This window comes from Pseudoalteromonas sp. OOF1S-7 (genome assembly GCF_022347765.1).
In the GTDB taxonomy this organism is placed as follows: Bacteria; Pseudomonadota; Gammaproteobacteria; order Enterobacterales; family Alteromonadaceae; genus Pseudoalteromonas.
Genome location: NZ_JAKRFZ010000038.1, coordinates 1 through 4,004 on the forward strand (window position 1 = coordinate 1; position 4,004 = coordinate 4,004).

Consider the following 4,004-nt stretch of genomic DNA (forward strand, 5'->3'; position numbering starts at 1 on the left):
TTTCCCATCAATTGATTCAACTGCGTCCTTTAAATATTTTACTTCACTATCGGTATCGAATTCCAACCTTGAAAGTATTATTAAAACTCTATGTATTTCACTACCCATAATTCCTAGTTATCCTTACTAACTAGCAATTCTTTTCCTTACGTTGGCTTTGGTGATTTTCTTCTGTAGAACATTATCGCTTACGTGTGTGTATCTCTCTGTGGTGGAGATACTGCTGTGGCCTAGCAGCCTTTGCACAAATCGGATGTCAAGGCCGGATTCGAGCAATTCGCACGCTGCACTATGTCGGAGCATATGTGGCGTTACCTTTAGCTGAGTATTTGATTGCTGGCTTAGAGTCTTAATAAGTTTTCTGAGAAACTGGGTTGAGGCGGGCTGTCCGCGACTGTTTGTGAGTAATTGGGAGTGGTTGGGTGCGCATATAGGCCGATTGTCGATATAATTCTTAAGTAGCTTAACTATCTCCTGATCGGTTAGGTACACAAAACGTTCTCTAGAGCCTTTGCCCATAATCTTAATTTTCTTTTCATTAATGTATATATCGCTCAGATCGATACCCGAGAGTTCTGAAACTCGCACACCGGTGCTGATCATTATTTCAAGTGCAACCAGAGTAGTGAGATCGTTGAGACGGCGTTTGGAGCGCACTTCATAGTTGCCGGACTGGTCGTTTAGCATGTCCTTACTGGTTTTTCGGGCCTGCTTTAACAAGCGCCTTAGATCTGACTGTGGCACGTTTCTTGGGAGATGCTTTGGTAGTTTTATATCCAGCTGAAACTTATGGAATGGACTCACGTCGATAATTTCTTCACGTTCAAGCCAATGAAACATGGCGCGGAGGCAAGCCATTTTTCTCTTAACGGACGTGTTTGACAACTCTGCGTCAACAAGGCGTTGGTGAAACTTGACTAAGTCATACTTGGTAACTTCATTGATGTGTTTTTCTGGATTAACTGCTGCGCAAAATTGCTTTAAATCTATCTGGTAGGCTTTTAAGGTATGATCTGAAAGTTTACGTTTTTCCTTGCATAAGGTGATGAATTCAAATGTTATTTCTACTACTTTTTGCACAATTATACGTCTGTTTCTGGATATCGGATAGAGGGCAGGTATTAAAACAGAATATTACGAAAAATCGTATAAATTTATTGACTTAGAGTTTTGAAATTTGGCTTCTAGGCATTAACTAATTGCTGGGATGTTGAGCAGCCAGCGAGTAGGAAACATCATATGGCTGAGTGGCACAGTATAAAAGAGGGTTCACCACAAATTCTTCTCACAATTGAGGTCTCCCAGCGGATATATCAGACGTAAATAATTGCGTTTAGTCCAGCGTTGTTTCCCGATCAAAACATAATCGCGCTTCGCAGCCTGGCCTCTTTGCCAAGTCTGACAGTCAACAGCACAATAGCTGATTGTATTTGCCTGAACTTTCTATATCAACTTGAGTGCTGAGCATACAGGCTGATCCACAAGAGAATAATCGTCGCCTGCATAGCGAGTAATAGCAGAATATTGAGCTGGAGTGGGCATCGGCTTTTACTGTTTCTCAGACCCATACCGTATTGGGGCTTTTCAAGTCTCGAAAGCTTTCTTCAGTTTGCATACTTTTAGCGTACAGTAAGACGCGTTTGGCTTTGGACTAGTCGGCCGGACGGTTGGTGGCTAAAGCCCGTGTTTTTTACTGCCAACTAGAGTTGAGGAACTATCTGGGAAAATCTTTCAAATTTCAAACCCCAGTGAAGATGCATCGCTGTATCTGGTGTGTTCGACTAATCTACCTTATTTTAAAAAGTTTTGGGGTGTTGGAGGGAATACTGGCTTTGAGAAATCTATCAACTATGATTCATATAATGAGGTGAAGACCAGAGAAATGTATCGTTTTCTTAAGGTCTTTGGTGGGTCATCCTTGTGGGTTTCCGTGCACTGTTTTTCATTAAACTTGTTGGCATTTTGTTTGATTGAGCACCTAACAGGGACTTCAGTCAAGGAGGCAAAACGGCAGGCTGCGCTCCTTTGTCGCCAATCCTAGCCTGCTATTTTTCGCCGGTTAAGCCAGTGCTATGTGTCTAAGTGCATTCTAATTAGGCATGTTTAACTGGATTATGGCGAAGGAGCGTTAATATGTACTCAAGGAAATTTATCACACTAATGTTGTCGACATCATTCCTGGTGTCTTTTAATGTAAGCGCAGAAGACTTTGAAGCCTCTTTCCTCAATGGGCTTTTTAAATACTTAGCTGAACGACGTAACATGAACTTGATATCTTATCATGGCGAAAAGGTCGCTGAGATAGGGCGCTTGTACTACGTTGAAAAACCGCTTTCTGCTCCAGAGCTCCAGGAATGGGCTGAAAGGGGTAAAGACATACAGTTATTCGAGCTAAGTAAGGGGTATGACTTTTCATCTTTAATAGAGTGGCAAAAAGGGGTGAGTTACCAGATTCAAGAGACGCTTGCTGGCCATCTTTCTGCGGAACTGGAAGCAACGCTGAAGAAAAGAGGGATAAAGGCATCAACGTTCATAGCTGCTTTAAGAAAGTCACGAATTCGGTTTACCGTATATAGAAAAGTGGTTGGGGGCTTGGATGTATCAAAGGAAGTCAACAAAGATAAAGCCAAGTTAATCACTGAGTTTAACGACTTTGGTATGGGAGAAGGCATGGTGATTCCTTTCCAACAACTTGTTGTCGCTGACTTTACTTATAGTTCGCAATCATCAGCAGAGTTACAGGCTTTGTTGGGCTTCGATCTCTTGTCGAATGTTAAGGCTCAGCTTTCTAGTGGTGTAGTAAGAGACAAGCAAACAAACCTCACCTATCCAGCATCCACAACAATTGCTTTTAAAGCCTTTCCTGTCTACTTCAAAGAACAGAAATGGTTTGCTAAGTGGTGAGGCTAAGCACAGCATGTGTTAAAGCGCAATTCTTAGCCTGAGTCAGTTTTATATTTACAACGCAGTGATTTAGGTTAAGCGGTAAATTTGTTCACACTATGATACGACGTAAGTTCCTTAGGAAGGGTTTTGAATATGAGAAACTACTTTGTTTGCCTACTGTTACTTTTCGCTTCATGGCAAAACAACGCGGAGGTTTTTGCTGGCTATGATGCATTCTGCGGTCTGCCTGTTGTAGTCGGGACAGACCCTCAAGTTGCTTCAGCAAGGACGGATCAACACGGAAGAAAATATATCCATATTGACCCAGCAGCAATGAGCAACTGGACAGTATCAAGGGTGTTCATTCTTGCTCATGAATGTGCGCACCATCTGATCGGACATACTACTCGATTAGGTCAACTGAAAAGGTTTTATGGCGGTACTGCTGAACAAGAGCTGGAAGCCGATTGTTGGGCAGCCAGAAAGTTGGCTTCAATCGGTTTTGATCATGACATTAGTAGAACTATCTTAGAGCAAGCTAACGCTGGCCACTTCTCTTCGCGAGGGTATCCATCCGGCCGTCAACGTGCAAATAATATTCTGAATTGTGCCGGTGGCAGCAGACGCTGTGAAACAATAACTCACCAATGCAATCATCCCGCTCATCCCAATGGAGATCGAGTCAGATGCGCGCATGTGGTTGTTGCTCACCCAGGAGGTGACTGGAAACAATGCCAGCATACTTGTCTTGGTCCCTGGGGCGTTGCTCCTTGTCATCCCCAGGGCGATGTTGTGCAGTGTGAGCATGGTGCTGAACAACATCGATTTGATTTAGTTCAGTGCCAACACGTAGCTCATCCACAGGGGCATACTCAACGAGTATGCCCCTGAACTTAATATGCAAGGTAATATCGCTCTGCAGGTTGGGGCGATGTCGCTTCGAGTACTAAAAATGGGGTTTATATAACTTGTATCGCTACATTGTCCAAATGGCGTTGTTTCCTAAATCATTGAACTAATCTTGCCTTGTGTGATCAGATCTAAAAAGCAAACACCGAGACTGAACTTTGAAAGAAAAGCGTATCACTAACTGGCGTGATTACAATAAAGCTCTTATC

General features: G+C 43.0%; 3 protein-coding genes. 1 reads left to right on the forward strand and 2 read right to left on the reverse strand.

The features are described 5' to 3' along the window. Positions 1-126: 126 nt before the first annotated feature. Positions 127-1,080 (reverse strand): tyrosine-type recombinase/integrase, encoded by a 954-nt coding sequence (locus MHN33_RS24080; protein WP_239401933.1) that lies wholly within the window; start codon positions 1,078-1,080, stop codon positions 127-129. A 1,053-nt stretch (positions 1,081-2,133) separates the two neighbouring features. On the opposite strand from MHN33_RS24080, the gene MHN33_RS23665 reads away from it, so the two are divergent. Then, the gene (locus tag MHN33_RS23665; RefSeq protein WP_239401935.1) at positions 2,134-2,904 is read left to right on the forward strand and encodes a hypothetical protein; all 771 of its coding nucleotides are present in this window, start codon (positions 2,134-2,136) and stop codon (positions 2,902-2,904) included. Positions 2,905-3,568: 664 nt separating this feature from the next. On the opposite strand, the gene MHN33_RS23670 is transcribed toward MHN33_RS23665, so the two are convergent. Then, a complete protein-coding gene (locus MHN33_RS23670; RefSeq protein ID WP_239401937.1) occupies positions 3,569-3,790 on the reverse strand; it encodes a hypothetical protein in 222 nt (73 codons plus the stop codon). Between the last annotated feature and the right edge of the window lie 214 nt (positions 3,791-4,004).

Coding starts and splice junctions, on each gene's coding strand:
- MHN33_RS23665 (WP_239401935.1), top strand. CDS start 2,134: ATGTACTCAAGGAAATTTATCACACTAATGTTGTCGACATCATTCCTG.